Raw genomic sequence first — 21,364 nt, 5'->3', positions numbered from 1 at the left:
ATCCTGCAGTCTCACGTTCCCTGCTTGGCCTCGACAGGCTTGTTCGCGAACTGCGGGAACGTCTCGGCCACGACCGGCCCATCCAGCCGCCACGAATAGCAGCCGCCGACGAAGAACGGTGGCTCGGTGACGTCGCGTTGATGATCGAGCGCGCCGCGGCCTTGCGGGTCCTTGCCCGAGGTCGCGGTCTGGAACAGCGTCGTCACTGCGGGGCCCAGCAACTCGGCGAGATGGGTGCAGGTCTCGAGCCTGCCGATCTTGCGGCGGACCAGCTCGCGCCAGCCCTTGCCGATGCGCTCACCGACCAGGCGCTGCAAGATGCCTTCGACGTCGAGGCAGGACGGGTAGGGCGTCGAGGCCATCGTGGTGCCGGTCTCGCGGATCGTGAAACTGTCGTCGACCGCGAGCCGCAGCCTGATGTCGTGCACGGGATCCTCGGGCTGCTGCAGGCCGCGGTGCCTGTCCTGCCGCGCATAGGGCTTGGTGTCGACCAGCCGCGCCTCGACTTCCCACAGCCCGTCGTCCCGGAGATAGCCGAGACATTCGACGGAGCGGCGGTGCATCAGGCGGCGGGGCTTGCCGTCGGCGTTGGTATCGGGTGCGGACATCGGAACTCGCTGGATTGAAGCTCAAGTCGATCCAATCGGCCGCGTGCTCCGATGTCAACGGCCGCCGGTGGGGCAGCCCTATGCAGCGTGCCTCAGCTTACGCGCCGCTCCCGGTTCTCCCAATACGGCCTACGCAGCTCGCGCTTCAGGATCTTGCCGGCGCCCGAGAGCGGCAGCGGAGTTGCCGTGATGTCGACGCTGCGCGGGCATTTGTAGCCGGCGATCAGCGTCTTGCAGTGCTCCATCAGCTCTTCCGGCGTGGCACTGGCGCCGCTCTTCATCACCACGACGGCGTGGACCTGCTCGCCCCAGCGCTCGCTTGGGATGCCGATCACGGCGCATTGCGCCACCGCCGGATGCTGGGCCAACGCGTTCTCGACCTCGGCCGAATAGACGTTCTCGCCGCCGGAGATGATCATGTCCTTGACGCGGTCGACGACGTAGACGAAGCCGTCCTCGTCCATGTAGCCGCCGTCGCCGGTGTGCATCCAGCCGTCGATCACGGCGCGCGCAGTCTCCTCGGGCCGCTCCCAATAGCCCATCATCACCATATCGCCGCGCACCGCGATCTCGCCGACGGTGCCCGGCGGCACGACCTTGTCTTCGGCGTCGACGATCTTGACCTCGGCGCCGAGCGTGGCGCGGCCCGCGCCGCGGTGCCGGCCCTTGGCGCGGCCCTCGCCGATATGCTCCTTCCAGTGCAGCAGCGTCGCGATCGGCGACAGCTCGGTCATCCCGTAGGCCTGCGTGAACTCGACATGCGGCAGCGCCTTCATGGCGCGCATCAGCACGGCATCGCTGATGACGGAGGCGCCGTAGGAAATCCGCTTCAACGACGACAGGTCATAGTTGCCGAGCGGCGGGTGATCGACGAACATCTGGATCATGGTCGGCACTAGCAGCACGTCGGTGATGCGCTCCTTTTGCACGGCGGCCGCGACGCCGTCGGGTGTAAAACCCTGGATCACGACATTGGAGCCGCCGGACAGCAGCACCGAATACATCGCCGCGCCATTGGCGAGGTGGAACATCGGCGCGGCGTGCAGGTAGATCGTGCTGCCCGGCCAAAGCCCTTCGCCGAGCGCGTTCAGCGCATTGGCCATCAGATTGCCATGGCTCAGCATCACGCCCTTGGAGCGGCCGGTGGTGCCGCCGGTGTAGAAGATGCCGGCGAGATCGTCACGGGTGCGCATCGCGTCCGGGATCGGCTCGCAGCGCGCGATCAGCGTCTCGTAATTCTCCATGCCGGCGGGCGTCTCGCCCTCGTCGGCATAAACCAGCTTGAGGCCGGGAATGGCGCCCGCCAGCGTCGTGCCGATCGGTGCAAACGCCTTGTCGACGAACAGGATTGTTGCGCGGCAGTCGCGCAGCGCGTCCTCGTTCTCGATCGGCGACCAGCGGATGTTGAGCGGCACGATCACGGCGCCGGCCCAACCGACGGCCAGGTAGAGCTCGAGATAGCGGTCGGAATTCTGCGACAGGATCGCGACGCGGTCGCCGTTGCCAGCGCCAAGCGAGCGGATCGCGGAGGCAAGGCGGGCGACGCGACTGCCGACCTCGCGCCAGGTGCGGCGCCGCTCACCGCAGACGACCGCGAGACCGTTTGGATTGACCTGCAGCGCCCGCCGCAGCCCGTGTGTGATGTTCACTCCCGTCCTCCCTTGATGCGTTTCCCTTGCGAGGCGGTTTGCCCGCCTTCTCTGCAGCCGGAACGGCTGCTTTGCGCGTTGTTGTCTCGCGCGTTGTTGTTTTGGCGATGCCGTCGGTGAGGCGGATTGCGAATTCCTCGGCGACGGCGCGTCCGGTCAGCTCGCCGCCGGGCTGGAACCAGTGTCCGATCCAGTTCAGGGAGCCGGCGATGGCGAACGCTGCGAGCTTCGGGTCGCAGGGTTTCACCGAACCGTCCGCGATGCCAGAGGCGATATAGTCGCGGAAGGCGCGGTCGATCCGCCGCTTCGCGGTCTGCACGGTCTTGCGGTTGTGCTCGCTGAGATCGCGAAGATCGAAGCGAACCAGGCTCTTGCCGTAGTCCGTCGTCATCAGCTCGGCGTAGCGGATGGTGAGCTTGCGCAGCTTGTCGAGGCCACTGCCGGCACTGGCCGAGGTCTCGGCAATGCATTCGTCGACCAGCTCGTGCCCGATCGACCAGCACTCGAACAGGATCTCGTCCTTGCCGCGGAAGTAGTTGTAGAGCGCGGGCTTGGTGATGTTGAGCCGCTTGGCGACGTCGTTCAGCGTGGCGCGATGATAGCCCTGCTCGAGGAACAGTTGCACGGCGGCGCGCAGCACCGCTTCGCGCTTCTCGTCGCGGGCGCGGCGCCGGCTCTCGAACGGCAGCCAGGGCGACTCGGTGTTGGAAGAGGGGATGCGGGCGTCCATCGCGTTGCCGTTGTCGCATTGACTCCGGAAGGTCGCCCGTATATTACCCACGGGTAATAAATAGTCCAGCGGGTAATTTCCGGGAGGACACGCGATGACGTCACGCACCTATGTTGCCGGGGTCGGCATGATTCCGTTCGTCAAGCCCGGCGCCAATGCGCCGTATCATGTGATGGGTGCCGAGGCGGCCAAGCTCGCGCTCGCTGACGCCGGCCTCGATTACGGCAGAGTGCAACAGGCCTATGTCGGCTATGTCTACGGCGACTCCACCTGCGGGCAGCGCGCGCTCTATCCGGTCGGCATGACCGGCATCCCGATCGTCAACGTCAACAACAACTGCTCGACCGGCTCGACCGCGCTGTTCCTGGCGCGGCAGGCGATCGAATCGGGCGCGGCCGATTGCGTGATGGCGCTCGGCTTCGAGCAGATGAAGCCCGGGGCGCTCGGGGCCGTGTTCACCGATCGCCCCAGCGCGTTCGACGATTTCGATGCCGCCGCCGACAAGCTGGTTGACGCGCCCGGCGTGCCGCTGGCGCTGCGCTATTTCGGCGGCGCGGGCTTGAGCCACATGAAGAAATACGGCACGCCGCTCTCCGCCTTTGCAAAGGTGCGCGCCAAGGCGAGCCGCCACGCCAAGAACAATCCGTTGGCGCTGTTCCGCAAGGAGGTCACCGCCGACGACGTGATGAACGACCAGGTGATCTGGCCTGGCGTGATGACGCGGCTGATGGCGTGCCCGCCGACCTGCGGCGGCGCCGCCGCCATCCTGGTCTCGGAGAAATTCGCCGATCAGCACGGCCTCAACAAGCAGGTCCGCATCGCAGCGCAAGCGATGACAACCGACACGCCGTCGACTTTCGGGGCTAACGACATGATGCAGGTGGTCGGATACGACATGGCGCGCGATGCCGCGAGCAAGGTCTACGAGGCCGCCGGCATCGGCCCCAGGGATGTCGACGTCGTCGAGTTGCACGACTGCTTCGCCCATAACGAGCTGATCACCTATGAAGGGCTCGGCCTGTGCGGCGAGGGTGAGGCGGCGAAATTCATCGATGACGGCGACAACACCTATGGCGGCAGGATCGTCACCAATCCCTCAGGCGGCCTGCTGTCGAAGGGCCATCCGCTCGGCGCCACCGGCCTTGCGCAGTGCTACGAGCTGACGCGGCAGCTGCGCGGCACCGCCGCGGCGACGCAAGTGGGGGGCGCGCGGCTCGCCCTGCAGCACAATCTCGGATTGGGCGGCGCCTGTGTGGTGACGCTCTACGAACGCGCCTGAGGCCGCCCATGGTCGATCAATCTGCCGTCGGGCGCGAATTCACGCCAGTGACCGCGCGCGTCGAGCCGGGGCGCCTGCGCTTCTTTCTCGATACCCTCGGCGAGAGGAATCCGGTTTTTCGGGAAGGGCCGGCGGCTCCGGTGCCGCCGACCTATCTATTTTGTCTGGAGATGATGGATGCGCCCGATCCATTCGAGTTCCTGACCGCGCTCGGTATCGATCTCGCCCGGGTGCTGCACGGCGAGCAGCGCTTCGACTATCACGCCCCCGTGGTGGTCGGCGACACCCTGACCTTCCGGCCGCGCGTCAGCAGCGTCACTGACAAGAAGGGCGGGGCGATGACGCTGATCGTGGTCGAGACCGCGGTCACCAACCAGGCCGGCGTCCATGTCGCCGATACCTCGCGCACCATCGTGGTGCGCAATGCGAGGCCGTCATGAGCAGCAGCGTTCCGTCGGTCGGCGACCGCATCGTCCACAAGGCATTCCCGTCGATCTCTCGCCACCGCCTCGCGCTCTACTGCGGCGCCTCCGGCGACCACAACCCGATCCATGTCGACATCGACTTTGCGAAGGCGGCCGGGTTTCCCGACGTGTTCGCGCACGGCATGCTGGTCATGGGTTATCTCGGCCAGGCGCTGACGGATGCGGTCGTGCCGTCACGCATCCGCTCGTTCTCGACGCGCTTTGCCGCAATCACCCAGCTCGGCGCCGCATTGACCTGCGAGGGCACGGTGACCGAGCTGATCGAGCAGGGCGGCGAGAAGCGCGCGAAACTCGCGCTCACCGCCAAGGACCAGAACGGCGAGATCAAGCTCGCGGGCGAAGCCATCATCGCGCTTTAGGAGAAATCATGTCGAAGCTGCAAGGGAAGGTCGCGCTCGTCTCCGGATCGGGCCGCGGCATCGGGCGCGCGATCGCGCTAAAACTGGCGCGCGAGGGCGCGCGTGTCGTGGTCAACGACCTCGATGCCGAGCCGGGCAATGCTGTCGTCGCCGAGATCAAGGCCATGGGCGGCGAGGCGATCGCGATCAATGGCAGCGTGACGGAAGCCGGCTTTGCCGATCGCTTTGTCGGCAGTGCCATCGATAAATTCGGCGGCCTCGACATCATCGTCAACAATGCCGGCTACACCTGGGACTCGACGATCCAGAAGATGTCGGACGAGCAGTTCCAGGCCATGCTCGACGTCCATCTCGTCGCCCCGTTCCGGATCATGCGCGCGGCGTCGGAGCCGATCCGGGTGATGGCGAAGAGGGAGGCCGAGGCGGGACGCGAGGTGTTCCGCAAGGTCGTCAACATCTCCTCGATCGCGGGCCTCTACGGCAATGCCGGGCAGGCGAGCTATTCTTCGGCCAAGGCGTCGTTGATCGGATTGACGCGCACGATGTGCAAGGAGTGGGGCCGCTACAAGGTCAACGTCAATTGCGTGGCGTTCGGCCTGATCAACACCCGCCTGACCCAGCCGATCGAGAGCCAGCAGAAGACCATCGACGTCGCCGGCCGCGACATCAAGGTCGGCGTCCAGCCGCAGATGCTGGAGGCGATGGGCCGCATGATCCCGCTCGGCCGCGGCGGCACGCCGGAAGAGGCGGCGGATGCGGTCTATCTGTTCTGCGCTCCGGAATCGAACTACATCAGTGGTCAGGTGATCGTCGCCGGCGGCGGTCTCTTGATTTAGCACGAGGGAATGATGCACTACCGATCGTCCTGGATGACCGAGGAGCTGGATACCTTCCGTGACCAGTTCCGCAAATTCCTCGCCAAGGACCTGGCGCCGCACGCCGAGAAATGGCGCGAGCAGAAGCTGGTCGACCGCTCAGCCTGGCGCGCACTCGGCGAGATGGGCGCGCTGCTGCCGAGCGTGCCGGAGGCCTATGGCGGCCTGGGCGCCAGCTTCGCCTATGACGCCGCCGTGCTCGACGACCTCGAGAGCACGGTGCCGGAGCTGACCACCGGCGTCTCCGTGCACAGCGCGATCGTCGCGCACTACATCGTCAACTACGGCTCGGAGGAGCAGAAAAAGCGCTGGTTGCCGAAGATGGCGTCCGGCGAGATGGTCGGCGCCATCGCGATGACCGAGCCCGGCACCGGCTCCGATTTGCAAGCCGTCAAGACCACGGCGAAGAAGCAGGGCAATTCCTACGTCATCAACGGCCAGAAGACGTTCATTACCAATGGCCAGGCTGCCGATCTCGTCATCGTGGTGGCGCGCACCGGAGCGCCGGGCGCCAAAGGCATCTCGCTGATCGTCGTTGAAACCGCGGGTGCCGAGGGCTACCGGCGCGGGCGTAACCTCGACAAGATCGGTCTCCATGCCTCGGACACCTCCGAACTGTTCTTCGACAATGTCACGGTGCCGCCGGAGAACCTGCTCGGCAATGAGGAGGGTAACGGCTTCGTCCAGTTGATGCAGCAATTGCCGCAGGAGCGGCTGTCGCTCGCGATCGGCGCGGTCGCCTCGATGGAGCGTGCGGTCAGGATCACCGCCGAATACACCAAGCAGCGCACCGCGTTCGGCAAGCCGCTGATCGAGTTCCAGAACACCGCATTCACGCTCGCCGAGCGCAAGACCGAGGCGATGATCGCTCGGGTGTTCGTCGACTGGTGCGTCGAGCGCCTGGTCGCCGGCGACCTCGACACCGTGACGGCCTCGATGGCGAAATGGTGGTGCTCGCAGAAGCAGGTCGAGACCGCCGACGAATGCCTGCAGCTGCATGGCGGCTACGGCTACATGCAGGAATATCCGATCTCGCGCATGTTCATCGATTCCCGCATCCAGAAGATCTATGGCGGCACCAACGAGATCATGAAGGTGCTGATCGCGCGCTCGCTGTAGGCAAGCGCGCGACCCTGGCGATACTACATCGCGCGCACGTTCTTCAGGAACTTGTCGACCTGGATTTCCAGCTCGGATGCGTTGCTGGCGAGCTCTCCGGAGGCCGACAGCACGTTCTCGGCGGCCTTGCTGGCATCGTCGATCGCCTTGGTCGTTCCGTTGATGTTGGCGGTGACCTCTTTGGTGGCCGCGGCCTGCTCCTCGACGGCGCTGGCGATCACGGTCGAGATCTCGCTGATCTGGACGATCACCTGCGAGATCGCCTTCAGCGCCGTGGCGGTGTTGCCGGTCGCCGTCTGCATTTCGTTGATCTGCGCCGAAATGTCTTCCGTGGCCTTGGCGGTCTGGTTGGCCAGCGCTTTCACCTCGGATGCGACCACGGCGAAGCCGCGTCCGGCCTCGCCGGCGCGCGCGGACTCGATCGTGGCGTTGAGCGCGAGCAGATTGGTCTGTCCGGCGATCTGGCTGATCAGGGCGACGACGTCGCCGATCTTTTGCGCCATGGTGACGAGGCCGGCGACCAGCTTGTCGGATTTCTCGGCCTCCTCGACCGCCATGCGGGCGATGCGGCTCGCCTCGGTCACCTGGCGGCTGATCTCATTGACCGAGGACGACAACTCTTCGGACGCGGACGCCGCGCTTGCCGAGCGCTGATTGACGAATTCGGCGGTTGTCGTCAGCGATCGTGCGGTGCCCTGCATTTGCGTCGAGGCCGATGCCAGCATCCCCGCAAGGCCCTTCACGTCCTTCTCGAAATCGTCGGCGAGCTTCACGTTGCTGGTGACGACGGACCAACTCAGCATCGCGCCGGTGTAATTGCCGCGCTTGTCGGTCAGCCCGGAGACCCTGAGATCGAGCGTTTCCGGACCGAGTTTGATCTTGGCCGCATGCGGCAGGTTCTTGGGATCGCCGACGATGCGGCGCTGATGCGCCGGGTTCTTGTGGAAGATGTCGAACGAGTTGCCGAGGATCTTGTCCGGCGGCACCGGAAGCAGATGCTTGACCGTGTCGAGCGTCTTGAGGCTGGTCTGGTTGACGTAGGTGATGTTGAACTCGGTGTCGCACATCATGATGTTGATCGGCATGTTGTCGAGCATCTGCAACAGCCGCTCGGTCTGGGTTTCGAGCCGCGCCTTCTCGGTCGCAAGCTCCCAGGTCAGCATCGGTCCCGAGTAGCGGCCCCGCGAATTGGTCATCGCCGTGACCGTGAGATCGAGCGTCTCGCCGCCAATGGTGATGCGCGCCTTGTGCGGCAGGTTCTTCGGATCGGAGAGGAGCCGGCGCTGATGCTGCGGGTTCTTGTGAAAGATATCGATCGACTGCCCGATCAGCGCGTCGACCTTCACCGGCAGCACGTGCTCGATCTTCTTCAGGTTCTGCCGCGTCGACTCGTTGATGTATGTGATCCTGAAGTTGTCCAGCTCGCAGAGCATGATGCTGATCGGCATGTCGTCGAACAGCCGGTACGAATTGTCTGATGTCACTGCACTTGCAACGCTCTTGATCCCCAGCATCGAGTCCTCCACAAGTTGATTGGGCTTACGATAGGCCGCACGAAGCCGCACGCCCTGATGCCGCAGGGCGGGCGCAATGTGCGCGGTGCATTTGCTGATTTTCGATGGAACCGTATGTGATTCGAGTTCGATCAAGAAGTGTATGCAATGTGCTGTTCGCGATGGCACGAGGCTGATGACGCGATGCACGCGACGAGCACAGGCCGAAGTCGCCGAGAAAGACGATGATCTGCGGCGAAATTCGCGCAAACCAGCGGCGCAGGTGCCGAGCGGTTGCTTACCGCACCGTAGTCGTACGGTGGCGCGCGCGAACGGCACAATGTTTGTCAGCGTGCACATGGGCACTTTTTACATAGCGAGTCAGCCGCGCTCCCGCTGCAAGACGGTGGCATGGCGCGGCAGCCGAACGCGCGTTCGATGTCGACCGCATCGATCTGCGGACCTCGTCACTGCGCACGCTCGGTCCGGCTGGTGTCGCCGCGCGATCGTCACGAAGCCACTGGCGAACGGCCGCTTGCAGAATGCATCTGGAGGTTGAACGCCGGAGCGGCGCGTTGCTGGATGGAGCCGGTGATGAGCAGCGTGATATCCATCCGGGTGAGGTGGCGACGGGCTCGGCAGCTGGACGACGGTGGTCCTGCGCGCCGGCTGGGCCGCGATGATCCCGCCCGCGATCGTCCGCTCTGCGGAAATCGACGATGGAACAGCGTTGCCCATTGGCAATCGCATGGCTAGGCGCCGCTTCGCCCGCAAGACGCAGCTTCGGCCTTGCACGGTATTTCCGTCTATCATACCCCGTGGGACCACGAACCGCGCGAAGCCAAGGCGCGCCAGTAGCCGCAGGGAGTCCTCATGACCAAAAGCAATGCCCGCACCGGAGGCCAGATCCTGATCGACCAGTTGGTCGCGCAAGGGGTGGAGCGCGTCACCTGCGTGCCGGGCGAGAGCTACCTGGCCGCGCTCGATGCCCTGCATGACAGCGCGATCGACGTCATGATCTGCCGCGCCGAGGGGGGTGCGGCGATGATGGCAGAGGCCTATGGCAAGCTCACCGGGCGCCCCGGCATCTGCTTCGTCACCCGCGGCCCGGGTTCGACCAACGCTGCCCATGGCGTGCACATCGCGATGCAGGATTCCACCCCGATGATCCTGTTCGTCGGTCAGGTCGACACCGGCATGCGCGAGCGTGAGGCGTTCCAGGAACTCGACTACAAGGCGGTGTTCGGCACCATGGCGAAATGGGCGGTCGAGATCGATCGTCCCGACCGCATTCCCGAGCTGGTCGCGCGCGCCTTCCGCGTTGCGTTGCAGGGCCGCCCCGGTCCGGTCGTGATCTCGCTGCCGGAGAACATGCTGACCGAAACCGCCGCCGTCGCCGACGCGCCGAAGGTCGAGCCTGCGCAGGCCTGGCCGGCACCGTCGGATCTCGAGCGCCTCGGCACCATGCTGGCCGGCGCCAAGGCGCCGATCGTGGTGCTCGGCGGCTCGGCCTGGACCGCAGAAGCGGCCAAGGGCATCGCACGCCTTGCCGAGCGCTTCGACCTGCCGGTCGCGACCTCGTTTCGCCGCGCCTCGCTGTTCGACGCCGACCATTCGCATTATGCCGGCGATCTCGGCATCGGCCCGAGCCCGAAGCTCAGGGATCGCATCACTGGCGCCGACGTCATTCTGTTGATCGGCGGCCGCATGTCGGAGATGCCGTCATCGTCCTACACGCTGCTCGACATTCCCGTGCCGAGCCAGAAGCTGATTCACGTCCATCCGGGCTCCGAAGAGCTCGGCCGCGTCTACCAGCCGGCGCTGGCGATCCAGGCAACGCCTGCCGCCTTCGCCGCCGCGGTCGAGAGCATGAAGCCCGCAGCCGCGCCCGCCTGGCAGGGCGAGGCCGCCAAGGCCCACGCGGATTACCTCGCCTGGACCGACAAGCCGCGCGAGCTGCCGGGCCGTTTCCAGTATGGCGAGGTCGTGACCTGGCTGCGCGACCGGCTGCCGAAGGATGCGATCGTCTGCAACGGCGCCGGCAACTACGCCGGCTGGATCCATCGCCACCATCGCTTCCACGCTTTCGCCGCCCAGCTTGCGCCGACCTCGGGCTCGATGGGCTACGGCGTGCCCGCGGCCGTGATGGCCAAACGGCATCATCCCGATCGCGTCGTCGTCGCGTTCGCCGGCGACGGCTGCTTCCTGATGAACGGGCAGGAGTTCGCCACCGCCGTGCAGTATGACGCGCCGCTGATCGTCGTCGTCATCGACAACGCGCAATACGGCACCATTCGCATGCATCAGGAGCGCGATTATCCCGGCCGTGTGGTCGGCACCCAGCTCAAGAATCCGGACTTTGCGCTCTATGCAAAGGCGTTCGGCGGCCATGGCGAGAGGGTCGAGCGCACCGAGGATTTCGCGCCGGCCTTCGAGCGTGCGCTGGCGTCCGGCAAGCCCGCGATCCTGCATTGCCTGGTCGATCAGCGCGCGCTGTCGGTCGGCAAGGATTTTGTGCCCGCGCAGGCAGCGGGCTGATGGTGCAATCCGCCGGCCGTCACGTTGCGATCATCGGTGCCGGCGCTGTCGGCGTGATCAGCGCCATCGAGGTGCTGCGCGCGGGCCACAGAGTCACGTTGATCGATCCGGGCGAGCCTGGCGGCACCCAGGCCGCGAGCTATGGCAATGCCGGCTGGCTGTCGTCGCATTCGGTGATCCCACCGGCCGAGCCCGGCACCTGGAAGAAGGTGCCGGGCTATCTGATGGACCCGCTCGGGCCGCTTTCGATCCGCTGGTCGTATCTGCCGAAAGCGTTGCCGTGGCTGATCAAGTATCTGCTGTCGAGCCGGACCGAGGCGCAGGTCGAGGCCACCGGGCGGGCGATGCGCGATCTCTTGAAGGACGCGCCGCTGCTGCACCGGCAACTCGCCGAGGAAGCCGGCGTGCCCGAGTTGATCGAGCGGCGCGGGGTGATGCACGTGTTTCCCTCGCGCGATCAGTTCGACCGCGATCTCGGCTGGCGCATCCGCAAGCGTGTCGGCATCGAATGGCTCGAGCTTGACGGAAATGAGATGCGCCAGCGCGAGCCCGATCTGCATCCCCGCTACAAGTTCGGCGTCGTGGTGGAGGAGGCCGGCCGCTGCCGCGATCCCGGCGCCTACGTCGCAGCGCTCGCCGCGCACGCGATTGCGAACGGCGCCCAGCGCATCGCCGCCAAGGCGACGGGACTCAAGCTTGCGGGCGACAGGCTCGTCGCCGTGGTCACCGAGCCTGGCGAGATCGCATGCGACGCCGCGGTGGTTGCCGCCGGCGCACGCTCGAAGCAGCTGACCGCATCGATCGGCGATCCGCTGCCGCTCGAGACTGAGCGCGGCTATCACGTCATGATCGAGCATCCGGAATCCGGACCGCGCAATTCGATGATGGCCTCGGATGCCAAGATGGTGGTCAATTGGACCGACAAGGGTCTGCGCGCCGCCGGCACCGTGGAGATCGCCGGGCTTGACGCCGCGCCGAACTGGAAGCGCGCCGAGATCCTGCGCGAGCATCTCCTCAGCATGTTCCCGAAACTGCCGAGGGACATTCCGCCCTCGCGGATCAAGACCTGGTTCGGCCATCGCCCGAGCATGCCCGACGGCCGGCCCTGCATCGGCCATAGCCGCGCCTCGCGCGACGTGGTCTATGCGTTCGGCCACGGCCATGTCGGCCTGGTCGGCTCGGCCCGCACCGGCCGGCTGGTCGCGCAACTGCTCAGTGGCAAGGCGCCGGAGATCCCGCTGCAGCCGTTCGCGCCGTCGCGTTTCCTGTAGGACGCCGCGAGGACACACTGACCTCAATTCTCGCCGGCCCAGGCCGTGATCGCAGCCGGTGCGATCACGCGTCTCGGCGTGTGCGGATTAATCGTTCCGGCGCTGACGTCCTGAGTTTGTTCGAGCAGGGTGCGCGCAAACGCCCTGGCTTCCTGCTCGGTCGTGAAGGTGCGGGTCTGGCGCGCGACGCGGTGGTGTCCGGCCTCAGGGCTCCTCACGGCGAACGACACGTACCAGATGGCCTTGTCCGTCTTCATCGCGCGTCTCAGGCCACGATGCTTTGCCCGCACGATCGGGACGTGGCGCTGGATGTTCGATATGCAAAAAGTGCCAAGGGAGGAATCCTTAAATACAACAGATGACGGTTAATTGGCTCTTCGGCGGACAGGGATGCTACAGGATCGGCGCTGATACCGATACGGGCGGCATATTACCTCTCAACCGATGGGTGAATATAATGCGGCGTGGCGGTGTTGGTTCCTGCGATCCGAAATCGCAGTATTGGGCTGCGCGCTCGGGTGACCCCAGCCGGTCCGCCCCGCACTAGACGGCTTCGTCCCCCTTGCGAGCTGCGGCGATGGCCTTCTCGACCTCCGCAGCGAGGGCCGCAAGATGCTCGGCGAGCTTGGTGAACAATTCGCGCTTCCGGATGTCCGTGGCAAGGTCGCGGATCAGGGCGCACTCCGCGGCATCGGTGCGAAGCTTCTCCAGATGCGTTAGCATGTCCTGCATTTTTTCTCCCCATCGCCGTTTTCGGCAAACGGTAGGTGGCGCGGATTCCGGCGACAATAACGTATGATAGTTTGTCCCCGGCCCCGAATCCTTGGCTTGGGTCATTCGGCTTTTCAGAATTTAACTTGACGCCGCACCCAACTCAGATGTTCAATACGCCCGTCTCACCCGACACGAGGGGCGCTTCGCGGTCGTCACGAACGCGGGTCGAGATGCGGTGGACGCCGAGTGCGCGACTGACGAGTGCGCACGAAGCGGACGGTGAAGTCGTGTGGTCCTGACGCCCTGGTGGCAGGTGTCTTTTCCGATTGCGCAGGTTGCGCGTTGCGAAGACGGTGACAAGCAAGCCCAGTCTCGCCGGGGAGAGCACGAAGTAAGCCGTAACCCATCGCGCAGGGAAAGCCGGATTGCTCCGGTTACACCTGTGGTCCTACCCCCGAGCTTTCTACCCTTTGCTCGGGGCCCATGGGTGCGATCGGCACCCGGCTTTCCCTGCGCCCTCTGCGAGAGAGGAGGGTGAAACGAAGAGCAAGACTCGGGCAACTCATGTCGCGAGAATGCGAATGTGCGACTCACAGACCGTGCAACAAATTCAGTGTCGTCCCGGCCTTGAGCCGGGACCCGTAGCCAGGAATGCGAATTGGATTGCAGAGCTGTGGCTACAACTCATGTCAACAACGCAACCCTGTGGTTATGGGTTCCTGCTTTCGCAGGGACGACAGCGAGGATGAGGCTTCTGCCTCTCTCACTGTCCGATGCGCACCACCATCTTGCCGAGCGCTGCGCGGGTCTGCATCGTCGTGAACGCCGCGCGGAAATCTTCGAGCTCGAACACCTTGCCGACAACCGGCGTCAGGCTGCCGTCATTCAACCATGCCGACAATTGCGTCATCACGCGCGCCTGCGCCTCGGGTTCGCGGCGCGCGATCTGCGCGGCGTCGACGCCGATCAGGAGGCCGCCCTTCAACAGCGGCAGGTTGAACGGCAGAGCGGGGATCTGGCCTGCCGCAAAGCCGACCACGACATGGCGGCCGTTCCAGGCGATCGAGCGGAATGCCTGCAGCGAAACCTCGCCGCCGACCGGATCGAAGATCACGTCGGGTCCATGGCCGCCGGTTGCGTCCTTCAGCGCATCGCGCCAATCGGGCTTCGTATAGTCGACGACAGCGTCGGCGCCGAAGCTTGCGGCGAAACTGCGCTTCTCGTCCGTCGAGGCGGCGGCGACGACGCGCGCGCCGAGCAACTTGCCGACCTGGATCGCGGCGATGCCAGTGCCGCCGGCGGCGCCGAGCACGAGCAACTGCTCGCCGGCCTTGAGCGAGCCGCGCTCGGCGAGCGCGTACAGTGCGGTGAGGTAGTTGGTGCGAAAGGCCGCGGCGGCCTCCATCGACAGACCGTCGGGCATGACCTCGACGGCGGCGGGCGGCACCACGATGGACTCGGCGAGTGCGCCCGAGCGCGCCGCGCCCATCACCCGCATGCCCGGCGTGATGCCGGTGACGTCACTCGCGACCTCGTCGACTACGCCGGCGAATTCCGCACCGGGCGTGAAGGGCAGGGTATCCTTGGTCTGGTAGCGGCCTTCGACCTTCAATCCGTCAACGAAGCCGATGCTGGCGGCGTGGACCCGGACGCGGATCTGTCCGGGGCCGGGTTCGGGGGTGGCGATCTCTTTCAGCCCGATCTGATCGATGGGTGCGTATTGCTCGACGACGACCGCCTTCATTCTGTCCTGCTCGCTTGTTCGTTTCCGTTGGCCGAACCTATCCCATGTCCGTTGTTCTACGGGGAGAGCTTTTTCGCAAGCAGCGCCGGCGTCAGCTGCGGAAATCCAGCATCTTCAACGACATCGCGAAAAGACCGGCGTTTACCCGTTGTTATCCCTACCAAATTCGGTAACGCGTCCTTAATGGCATTAACGATAGGGTTTTTCCACGCGGCCCGCTTTGGGCTGCGCGCCGTCCAGGACAGGCGGGTTGCGTTCGCGTTGGAGTTTTTCATGGATATCATGACAGGCGCCGGGCTGTTGGCCGGCATCATCGTCATCGCGGTGATGATGTTCATGGGCGGCGACCTGCACATGTTCATCTCCGAACATGCCGTGATCATCATATTCGGCGGCTCGATCGCGGCGACGATGATCCGCTTTCCGCTCGGCGTGATGCTGCACGGCCTGCCGCTCGGTGCCAAGTTTGCCTTCACCATGAGCCGGCTGTCGGCCCGCGACCTCGTCGACGAGCTCGCCCGCATCGCCGAGATCGCCCGCAAGCAGGGCCCGGTCGGCCTGGAGAAGGTCGAGACCGACGAGCCGTTCCTTGCCAAGGGCATCCGCTACGTCGCCGACGGTTACGACCTCGAATTCATCCGCGACAACATGGAGCGCGACCGCGACAATTTCCTGATGCACCTCGACGAGGGCAGCAAGATCTATCGCGCGATCGGCGACTGCGCGCCGGCCTTCGGCATGATCGGCACGCTGATCGGCATGGTGCAGATGTTCGCCAACATGACCGACCCGTCCAAGCTCGGCCCGTTCATGGCGACCGCGCTGCTCGCGACGCTGTACGGCGCGCTGGTGGCCAACCTGTTCTGCCTCCCGATCGCCGACAAGCTGCACGGCAAGCTGCTCGACGAGGAGACCAACCGCACGCTGATCATCGACGGCATCCTGATGATCCGCGATTCCAAGAGCCCGGCGCTGGTGCGCGAGATGCTGCTGGCCTATCTGCCGGAAAAGCATCGCCACGAGGAAGGCGAGCCGGTTCCGGCCTGACCGGCCGGCGCTTTCGGGAAACGCAGCGATGGCCAAGAAGAAGCGCGGCGACGCCCATACCGGAGGTCACGGCTGGTTCGTGACCTTCGCCGACCTGATGGGCCTGATGATGAGCTTCTTCGTGATGCTCGTCGCGTTCTCCACCATGGACAACAACAAGCTGAAGATCGTCGCCGGCTCGATGCGCGACGCCTTCGGCGTGCAGACCAATGTGCGCTATTCGGGAATCGTCGAGTCCGACGGTCTGCCGACGCGGCCGAAGCTGAAGAATGTCGAGCACATCTCGCCGGAAGAGTCCTCCGCCAATCCGACGCCGGACGAGAAGGAGCGCAGCCAGATCAACGGCGCGCGGCTGAAGATCGACCGCGAATTCGCGCTCGCCTCCGCCTCGCTGCGGCAGGCGCTGCAGGACATGCCGGAGCTGACCGAGATATCCAAGAACATCATGTTCGAGGAGACCAAGGAGGGGCTCAACCTCGAGATCGTCGACCAGGACGGCCGCTCGATGTTTGCCGACGGCTCCCGGGAGCCGTATGAGCGCACCCGCCGGTTGATCCAGAAGCTCGCCGCGCCGCTGAAGGCGACGCCGCTGCGGGTCGCGATCGTGGGGCATACGGCCGCAGGCTTCGTGCCGGCGCGCAGCGATTACGACGCCTTCGACCTGTCCGCGGACCGCGCCAATGCGGTGCGGCAGATCCTGGAGCGGGAAGGGCTGCCGCCGTCCCACATCTTCGCGGTTTCCGGCAAGGCGGATAGCCAGCCGCTGTTTCCCGACGACCCGACGCTTCCGGCGAACCGTCGCGTGACCATCACGTTGATGCGCGAAAATCCGCCACTGCCGCCGGATCTGAAGCCGTAGCTCCGGGTTACCCTGCTACCGCTGTCGGCCGGGTTGCTCGGTTGACAGGCGGGGCGGAAGCGTCGATAGCCGCGCGGATCAAAATCAACTGATCGGGCGTTCCAACCTCGCCATGGCTATCAGCGTCTCACCCACCGAGGCCCAGGAAACTCAAGGCACGAGCCAAGGAACCGGTAGCAGAGGCCAAGGCACCTCCAGCTTCTGGGCCCTGACGCTCGGCAGCATCGGAGTGGTGTTCGGCGATATCGGAACCTCGCCGCTCTACGCATTCCGCGAGGCAGTCGGCGGCGCCGCGCATGGCCAGCCGGTCACCCGCATCATGGTGCTGGGCGTGCTCAGCCTGATCCTGTGGGCGCTGTTCACCGTCGTCACCGCCAAATATGTCCTGCTGCTGCTGCGTGCCGACAATAACGGCGAGGGCGGCACGCTGTCGCTGATGGCGCTCGGCCAGCGCGCGATCGGACGGCGCAGCTGGCCGCTGCTCGCGCTCGGCGTGGTCGGCGCCTCGATGTTCATCGGCGATTCCATGATCACGCCGGCGATCTCGGTGCTGTCGGCGGTCGAAGGCCTCAAGCTCGCCACGCCGCATCTCGAGCACTATGTGGTGCCGCTGACGATCCTGATCCTCGTGCTGCTGTTCTCGGTACAGCGCACCGGCACGGCGCGCGTCGCCTCCGCCTTCGGCCCGGTGATGGTGCTGTGGTTCGCCTCGCTCGCGGTGATGGGGCTGGTCCACGTCATGGACGATCCGTCGGTGCTGGCGGCGATCAATCCCTATTACGCGATCCAGTTCATGCTGACCCACGGCACCGTCGGCCTGGTGACGCTCGGCGCGGTGTTCCTCGCGGTGACCGGCGGCGAGGCGCTGTATGCCGATCTCGGGCATTTCGGCCGCAAGCCGATCCAGTCCGGCTGGCTGTTCTTCGTGCTGCCGTCGCTGCTGCTGAACTATTTCGGGCAGGGCGCGCTGGTGCTGTCGGATCCGGCGGCGATCGAGAACTCGTTCTACCGCATGGTGCCCGACGCGCTGCTGCTGCCGCTGGTCGGGCTCGCCACTGCTGCGACCGTGATCGCGAGCCAGGCGGTGATCACCGGCGCCTATTCGTTGATCAGCCAGGCGGTGCAGCTCGGGCTCCTGCCGCGCTTCGAGGTCCGCTACACCTCTGAGACCCATGCAGGGCAGATCTATCTGCCGCGGGTCAACCGGCTGCTGCTGCTCGGCGTGCTGTTGCTGGTGCTGCTGTTCCGCACCTCGAGCGGGCTGGCCTCGGCCTATGGCATCGCCGTTTCCACCACCATGGTCGCCGACGGCATCATGGGCTTCATCGTGATCTGGAAGCTGTGGAACTGGCGCGTGGCATCGGCCGCCGCATTGATCCTGCCCTTCGTGATCGTCGACATGACCTTCTTCAGCGCCAATCTCTTGAAGCTGTTCGAGGGCGCATGGGTGCCGCTGCTGTTCGGCGTCGTGATGGCGACGATGATCTGGACCTGGCGTCGCGGCGCCGCGATCCTGATCGCCAAGACCCGCCGTATCGAGGTGCCGCTGCGCGACCTGATCCACAGTCTGGAGAAGCGGCCGCCGCATATCGTCAAGGGCACCGCGGTGTTCCTGACCAGCGATCCCAGCTTCGTGCCGACCGCGCTCTTGCACAATCTCAAGCACAACAAGGTGCTGCACGAGCACAACGTGATCCTGACCATCGAGACCGCACCGACACCGCGCGTCGACCTGTCGGAGCGCGTCGCCATGGAGAAGATCAGCGACAAGTTCACCGCAGTGCGGCTGCGCTTCGGCTACATGGAATCGCCGAACGTGCCAAAGGCGCTCGCGGTCGCGCGCAAGCTCGGCTGGCAGTTCGACATCATGGCGACCTCGTTCTTCGTGTCGCGTCGGTCGCTGAAGCCGTCGGTCCAGTCCGGCATGCCGCAGTGGCAGGACCACCTGTTCATCGCGATGAGCCGCTCCGCCAACGATGCGACCGACTATTTCCAGATTCCCACCGGCAGGGTTGTTGAAGTGGGTACCCAGGTAACTATTTGAGCTGACAACGAATTCCGGCGTTGAAAAAGCCCTGATCTATGCGTCGTGCGCATGGTGGAGGCCTGAATCCGTGCTAACCTATGCATTCCTGCCGGGAGTATAGGCCTGCAACCCGGCATTGTGCAGTGCGGCAGAAGATAGAGGCGCAGCTTCCCATGTCATCCGAGAGTGCGATCACCGCGGCGGAAACGCCCGCGGCAAATGGCCATGGCGAGGCGCATTCAACCGCCACCTTCAAGGCGCTAATGCTCGGCAGCATCGGCGTCGTCTATGGCGACATCGGCACCAGCCCGCTGTACGCGCTGCGCGAAGCCGTGGTCGCGGCTGCCGGCGGCGAGGGCGCCGTGACGGCGCATGCGGTGCTCGGCGTGCTCAGCCTGATCCTGTGGGCGCTGATCGTTGTCGTGACGCTGAAATATGTCGTGATCCTGCTGCGTGCCGACAACAACGGCGAGGGCGGCACACTGGCGCTGATGGCGCTGGCGCAGCGCGCGGCCACCAAGGGCGCTGCCGCGATCGTGCTGCTCGGTATCATCAGCGGCGCGCTGTTCTATGGCGATGCCGTCATCACGCCGGCGCTGTCGGTGCTGTCGGCGATCGAAGGCATCAAACTCGTCACCTCGACATTCGATCCCTATGTCGTCCCGCTCACGGTGGTGATCCTGGTCGCCCTGTTCGCGGTGCAGTCGCGCGGCACCGCGCGCGTCGCGGCGTTCTTCGGCCCGGTGATGTGCGTCTGGTTCGCCGTGATCGCGATCGCGGCGCTGCCGCAGATCGTGCGGCATCCCGAGGTGCTGTACGCGTTCAACCCGATCCTGGCGGTGTCGTTCATGCTGCATCACGGCGTGATTGGCTTCATCACCCTCGGTGCCGTCTTCCTCGCCGTGACCGGCGCCGAGGCGCTCTATGCCGACCTCGGCCATTTCGGCAAACGCCCGATCCAGACCGCGTGGCTGTTCATCGTGCTGCCGTCGCTGGCGCTGAACTATCTCGGGCAGGGCGCGCTTCTGATCGGCGATCCCAAGGGCATCGAGAATCCGTTCTTCCTGATGTTCCCGGACTGGGCGCTGATCCCGATGGTCGCGCTTGCGACCATGGCGACCGTGATCGCAAGCCAGGCCGTCATCACCGGCGCCTACTCGCTGACGCGGCAGGCGATCCAGCTCGGCCTGCTGCCGCGGTTCGAGATCCGCCACACCTCGGAGGCCCATTCCGGACAGATCTACATGCCGCGCATCAACCGGTTGCTGTTCATCGCTGTGATCGTGCTGGTGCTGATGTTCCGCTCGTCGAGCGCGCTGGCGTCGGCCTACGGCATCTCCGTGACCGGCACCATGGTGGTGACGGCGATGATGGGCTTCGTCGTGATCTGGAAGGTTTGGCGCTGGTCGCCGATCGCCGCGGCGGCGCTGGTCGCGCCGTTCCTGTTCCTGGACATCACGTTCCTGGCCGCCAACCTGCTCAAGGTGTTCGAGGGCGGCTGGGTGCCGCTTGCGCTCGGCGGGGCCATGATCGTGGTGATGTACACCTGGCGGCGCGGCAGCCGGCTGTTGTTCGAGAAGTCGCGCAAGCTGGAATTCCCGCTCGCCGATCTCGTCGCGATGCTGGAGAAGCGGCCGCCGCAGCGCGTCTCCGGGACCGCGGTATTCCTGACCAGCGATCCCGTCAGCGCGCCGACCGCGCTGATGCACAGCCTCAAGCATTACAAGGTGCTGCACGAGAAGAACGTCATCCTGACCATCGAGACCGCGCCGACGCCGCGCATCGATCCGTCCGAGCGGGTGCGGATGGAGCAGCTGACCGAGACTTTCTCCAAGGTGACGCTGAAGTTCGGTTTCATGGAGCAGCCGAACGTGCCGAAGACGCTGGCAATCGCCCGCAAGCTCGGCTGGCAGTTCGACATCATGTCGACCTCGTTCTTCCTGTCCCGCCGCGCGCTGAAGCCGGCGGCGCATTCGGGCATGCCGAGCTGGCAGGACCATCTGTTCATCGCGCTGAGCCGTTCCTCGAACGATGCCACCGACTACTTCCAGATCCCGACCGGGAGGGTGGTCGAGGTCGGTACGCAAGTCACGATCTAGGGTCCACGATCCAGCGTTTCCGCGCGGCATCTAACCCGTTTCGGGCGCTTGATTTTCTCCGCGCAAGAGGCGACTTTGCGGCCCGGACCGGCGAGCCGCGACGCTCGCCCATCGAATAAGTCGGGAGGATATTTCCGTGGCGGACCACAAGGTGGAAGATTTGTTTCCGGACGAGGTGTCGAAGGGCATAGCGGAAGGCCGCTATCTCCTCGTCGACGTCCGCGAGCCCAACGAGGTCGCCGTCGAGGCCTATCCCGATGGCGTCGTCGTGCCGCTGTCGACGTTCGATCCGGCCGCCATACCCGATCCGCAGGGCAAGCAGGTGGTGTTCGCCTGCCGCTCCGGCAAGCGCTCGGTGACGGCCTCGCTCGCCGCCCAGGCCGCGGGCCTGCCCTACGACAAGCATCTGGCGGGCGGCATCATCGGCTGGAAGGCGGCGGGATTGCCCACCAAGACGGGCGGCTGATCC

20 protein-coding genes are annotated in these 21,364 nt (G+C 65.4%); 12 read left to right on the top strand and 8 right to left on the bottom strand.

Annotated features, from left to right (window positions below; genetic code table 11):
* Nucleotides 1–11: 11 nt before the first annotated feature.
* The 3 genes from AKN83_RS04405 to AKN83_RS04395 form a co-directional block, all read right to left on the bottom strand.
* On the bottom strand, nucleotides 12–608 hold the full coding sequence (locus AKN83_RS04405) for a DUF2889 domain-containing protein (protein WP_050404677.1): 597 nt from the start codon (nucleotides 606–608) through the stop codon (nucleotides 12–14).
* A gap of 92 nt (nucleotides 609–700) precedes the next feature.
* Complete coding sequence (locus AKN83_RS04400; RefSeq protein ID WP_050404676.1) at nucleotides 701–2,257, bottom strand: acyl-CoA synthetase; 1,557 nt, start codon at nucleotides 2,255–2,257, stop codon at nucleotides 701–703.
* Entirely contained in the window at nucleotides 2,187–3,095 is a 909-nt protein-coding gene (locus AKN83_RS04395; RefSeq protein WP_430641489.1) for a TetR/AcrR family transcriptional regulator, read from the bottom strand. Before AKN83_RS04395 ends, AKN83_RS04400 begins: the two co-directional genes overlap by 71 nt.
* On the opposite strand from AKN83_RS04395, the gene AKN83_RS04390 reads away from it, so the two are divergent.
* The 5 genes from AKN83_RS04390 to AKN83_RS04370 are packed head-to-tail and all read left to right on the top strand — an operon-like array spanning nucleotide 3,082 to nucleotide 7,104.
* Complete coding sequence (locus tag AKN83_RS04390) at nucleotides 3,082–4,266, top strand: lipid-transfer protein (RefSeq protein ID WP_050404674.1); 1,185 nt, start codon at nucleotides 3,082–3,084, stop codon at nucleotides 4,264–4,266. The two genes, AKN83_RS04395 and AKN83_RS04390, sit on opposite strands and share 14 nt — an antisense overlap.
* Before the next feature lie 8 nt (nucleotides 4,267–4,274).
* Nucleotides 4,275–4,706, top strand: coding sequence for a MaoC family dehydratase N-terminal domain-containing protein (locus AKN83_RS04385; RefSeq protein WP_050404673.1), 432 nt, complete (start codon nucleotides 4,275–4,277; stop codon nucleotides 4,704–4,706).
* Entirely contained in the window at nucleotides 4,703–5,110 is a 408-nt protein-coding gene (locus tag AKN83_RS04380) for a MaoC family dehydratase (RefSeq protein ID WP_050404672.1), read from the top strand. Before AKN83_RS04385 ends, AKN83_RS04380 begins: the two co-directional genes overlap by 4 nt.
* An 8-nt stretch (nucleotides 5,111–5,118) precedes the next feature.
* Nucleotides 5,119–5,946, top strand: coding sequence for an SDR family NAD(P)-dependent oxidoreductase (locus AKN83_RS04375; protein ID WP_050404671.1), 828 nt, complete (start codon nucleotides 5,119–5,121; stop codon nucleotides 5,944–5,946).
* Between the two features lie 12 nt (nucleotides 5,947–5,958).
* Nucleotides 5,959–7,104 (top strand): acyl-CoA dehydrogenase family protein, encoded by a 1,146-nt coding sequence (locus AKN83_RS04370; RefSeq protein WP_050404670.1) that lies wholly within the window; start codon nucleotides 5,959–5,961, stop codon nucleotides 7,102–7,104.
* Between the two features lie 23 nt (nucleotides 7,105–7,127).
* Here the strand turns inward: AKN83_RS04370 and AKN83_RS04365 are convergent, their stop codons facing one another.
* On the bottom strand, nucleotides 7,128–8,618 hold the full coding sequence (locus AKN83_RS04365) for a methyl-accepting chemotaxis protein (protein WP_063695235.1): 1,491 nt from the start codon (nucleotides 8,616–8,618) through the stop codon (nucleotides 7,128–7,130).
* An 852-nt stretch (nucleotides 8,619–9,470) separates the two neighbouring features.
* On the opposite strand from AKN83_RS04365, the gene AKN83_RS04360 reads away from it, so the two are divergent.
* A complete protein-coding gene (locus AKN83_RS04360; protein ID WP_050404668.1) occupies nucleotides 9,471–11,135 on the top strand; it encodes a thiamine pyrophosphate-binding protein in 1,665 nt (554 codons plus the stop codon).
* Nucleotides 11,135–12,406 (top strand): NAD(P)/FAD-dependent oxidoreductase, encoded by a 1,272-nt coding sequence (locus AKN83_RS04355; RefSeq protein WP_050404667.1) that lies wholly within the window; start codon nucleotides 11,135–11,137, stop codon nucleotides 12,404–12,406. The genes AKN83_RS04360 and AKN83_RS04355 overlap by 1 nt, the downstream gene beginning before the upstream one ends.
* 23 nt (nucleotides 12,407–12,429) lie before the next feature.
* On the opposite strand, the gene AKN83_RS04350 is transcribed toward AKN83_RS04355, so the two are convergent.
* The 4 genes from AKN83_RS04350 to AKN83_RS39445 all read right to left on the bottom strand — a co-directional run bounded on the left by AKN83_RS04350 (nucleotide 12,430) and on the right by AKN83_RS39445 (nucleotide 15,139).
* Nucleotides 12,430–12,663, bottom strand: a complete 234-nt coding sequence (locus tag AKN83_RS04350) for a hypothetical protein (RefSeq protein ID WP_050404666.1) — start codon at nucleotides 12,661–12,663, stop codon at nucleotides 12,430–12,432.
* 286 nt (nucleotides 12,664–12,949) lie between these two features.
* Complete coding sequence (locus AKN83_RS04345; RefSeq protein ID WP_050404665.1) at nucleotides 12,950–13,138, bottom strand: hypothetical protein; 189 nt, start codon at nucleotides 13,136–13,138, stop codon at nucleotides 12,950–12,952.
* A 745-nt stretch (nucleotides 13,139–13,883) separates the two neighbouring features.
* Nucleotides 13,884–14,864, bottom strand: coding sequence for an NADPH:quinone oxidoreductase family protein (locus AKN83_RS04340; protein ID WP_050404664.1), 981 nt, complete (start codon nucleotides 14,862–14,864; stop codon nucleotides 13,884–13,886).
* A gap of 56 nt (nucleotides 14,865–14,920) precedes the next feature.
* On the bottom strand, nucleotides 14,921–15,139 hold the full coding sequence (locus AKN83_RS39445) for a hypothetical protein (RefSeq protein ID WP_157113201.1): 219 nt from the start codon (nucleotides 15,137–15,139) through the stop codon (nucleotides 14,921–14,923).
* Here AKN83_RS39445 and AKN83_RS04335 point away from each other — a divergent pair.
* The 5 genes from AKN83_RS04335 (at nucleotide 15,138) to AKN83_RS04315 (ending at nucleotide 21,361) form a co-directional block, all read left to right on the top strand.
* On the top strand, nucleotides 15,138–15,911 hold the full coding sequence (locus tag AKN83_RS04335; RefSeq protein ID WP_050404663.1) for a motility protein A: 774 nt from the start codon (nucleotides 15,138–15,140) through the stop codon (nucleotides 15,909–15,911). The two genes, AKN83_RS39445 and AKN83_RS04335, sit on opposite strands and share 2 nt — an antisense overlap.
* Nucleotides 15,912–15,939: 28 nt before the next feature.
* A complete protein-coding gene (locus AKN83_RS04330) occupies nucleotides 15,940–16,770 on the top strand; it encodes an OmpA/MotB family protein (protein WP_050404662.1) in 831 nt (276 codons plus the stop codon).
* A gap of 112 nt (nucleotides 16,771–16,882) precedes the next feature.
* Nucleotides 16,883–18,814, top strand: a complete 1,932-nt coding sequence (locus AKN83_RS04325; protein WP_083991914.1) for a potassium transporter Kup — start codon at nucleotides 16,883–16,885, stop codon at nucleotides 18,812–18,814.
* Between the two features lie 155 nt (nucleotides 18,815–18,969).
* The gene (locus AKN83_RS04320) at nucleotides 18,970–20,895 is read left to right on the top strand and encodes a potassium transporter Kup (RefSeq protein ID WP_050404661.1); all 1,926 of its coding nucleotides are present in this window, start codon (nucleotides 18,970–18,972) and stop codon (nucleotides 20,893–20,895) included.
* Between the two features lie 136 nt (nucleotides 20,896–21,031).
* Nucleotides 21,032–21,361 (top strand): rhodanese-like domain-containing protein, encoded by a 330-nt coding sequence (locus tag AKN83_RS04315; protein WP_016848419.1) that lies wholly within the window; start codon nucleotides 21,032–21,034, stop codon nucleotides 21,359–21,361.
* Nucleotides 21,362–21,364: the final 3 nt, after the last annotated feature.

Source organism: Bradyrhizobium embrapense (assembly GCF_001189235.2).
GTDB classification, from domain to species: Bacteria; Pseudomonadota; Alphaproteobacteria; order Rhizobiales; family Xanthobacteraceae; genus Bradyrhizobium; species Bradyrhizobium embrapense.
This window is presented reverse-complemented; position numbering and strand designations above follow the sequence as displayed.

Bases quoted from the DNA above. Each gene is read 5' to 3' on its own strand.
- AKN83_RS04350 (WP_050404666.1), bottom strand. From the start codon at position 12,663: ATGAAGACGGACAAGGCCATCTGGTACGTGTCGTTCGCCGTGAGGAGC.
- AKN83_RS04390 (WP_050404674.1), top strand. From the start codon at position 3,082: ATGACGTCACGCACCTATGTTGCCGGGGTCGGCATGATTCCGTTCGTC.
- AKN83_RS04330 (WP_050404662.1), top strand. From the start codon at position 15,940: ATGGCCAAGAAGAAGCGCGGCGACGCCCATACCGGAGGTCACGGCTGG.
- AKN83_RS04340 (WP_050404664.1), bottom strand. From the start codon at position 14,864: ATGAAGGCGGTCGTCGTCGAGCAATACGCACCCATCGATCAGATCGGG.
- AKN83_RS04380 (WP_050404672.1), top strand. From the start codon at position 4,703: ATGAGCAGCAGCGTTCCGTCGGTCGGCGACCGCATCGTCCACAAGGCA.
- AKN83_RS04325 (WP_083991914.1), top strand. From the start codon at position 16,883: ATGGCTATCAGCGTCTCACCCACCGAGGCCCAGGAAACTCAAGGCACG.
- AKN83_RS04320 (WP_050404661.1), top strand. From the start codon at position 18,970: ATGTCATCCGAGAGTGCGATCACCGCGGCGGAAACGCCCGCGGCAAAT.
- AKN83_RS04345 (WP_050404665.1), bottom strand. From the start codon at position 13,138: ATGCAGGACATGCTAACGCATCTGGAGAAGCTTCGCACCGATGCCGCG.
- AKN83_RS04385 (WP_050404673.1), top strand. From the start codon at position 4,275: ATGGTCGATCAATCTGCCGTCGGGCGCGAATTCACGCCAGTGACCGCG.
- AKN83_RS39445 (WP_157113201.1), bottom strand. From the start codon at position 15,139: ATGAAAAACTCCAACGCGAACGCAACCCGCCTGTCCTGGACGGCGCGC.
- AKN83_RS04375 (WP_050404671.1), top strand. From the start codon at position 5,119: ATGTCGAAGCTGCAAGGGAAGGTCGCGCTCGTCTCCGGATCGGGCCGC.
- AKN83_RS04355 (WP_050404667.1), top strand. From the start codon at position 11,135: ATGGTGCAATCCGCCGGCCGTCACGTTGCGATCATCGGTGCCGGCGCT.
- AKN83_RS04335 (WP_050404663.1), top strand. From the start codon at position 15,138: ATGGATATCATGACAGGCGCCGGGCTGTTGGCCGGCATCATCGTCATC.
- AKN83_RS04365 (WP_063695235.1), bottom strand. From the start codon at position 8,618: ATGCTGGGGATCAAGAGCGTTGCAAGTGCAGTGACATCAGACAATTCG.
- AKN83_RS04405 (WP_050404677.1), bottom strand. From the start codon at position 608: ATGTCCGCACCCGATACCAACGCCGACGGCAAGCCCCGCCGCCTGATG.
- AKN83_RS04370 (WP_050404670.1), top strand. From the start codon at position 5,959: ATGCACTACCGATCGTCCTGGATGACCGAGGAGCTGGATACCTTCCGT.
- AKN83_RS04360 (WP_050404668.1), top strand. From the start codon at position 9,471: ATGACCAAAAGCAATGCCCGCACCGGAGGCCAGATCCTGATCGACCAG.